Raw genomic sequence first — 288 nt, 5'->3', positions numbered from 1 at the left:
TCATTCTAAGTGAATAACGTTGCATCTGCCTGTATCTGCGGACACTCGCTTTCCGGAGGGAACGGGCTCAGCTAACCGCTTCCTCCTGCTGTCGGAAGCGCTGGATCTTCGCCTCGTTCTGATCCTCTCGGAGTCGAGGTCCTCCGATGTCGGCAGCTGTTAGTGCGTTTCAAGTGCCTGGTTATGAATGCACGATCGGCTTCCATACGGATAGAACTTTCCCGATGAGACGTTTCAATGTTGAACAGGGGTGTCCGTACTTCGTAGAATTCATTATGAAAGTACAAA

1 protein-coding gene is annotated in these 288 nt (G+C 50.7%); it reads right to left on the bottom strand.

From position 1 onward, the window contains the following. Nucleotides 1-71: 71 nt before the first annotated feature. The coding region (locus HCN83_RS18270; RefSeq protein ID WP_205774757.1) for a hypothetical protein at nt 72-288 on the bottom strand (217 nt) is incomplete at its 5' end.

This window comes from Alkalicoccus luteus, from assembly GCF_012034335.1.
Taxonomy (GTDB): domain Bacteria; phylum Bacillota; class Bacilli; order Bacillales; family Salisediminibacteriaceae; genus Alkalicoccus; species Alkalicoccus luteus_A.
The sequence above is the reverse complement of the archived record's forward strand: the minus strand, read 5'-3'. Positions and strand labels throughout refer to the sequence as shown.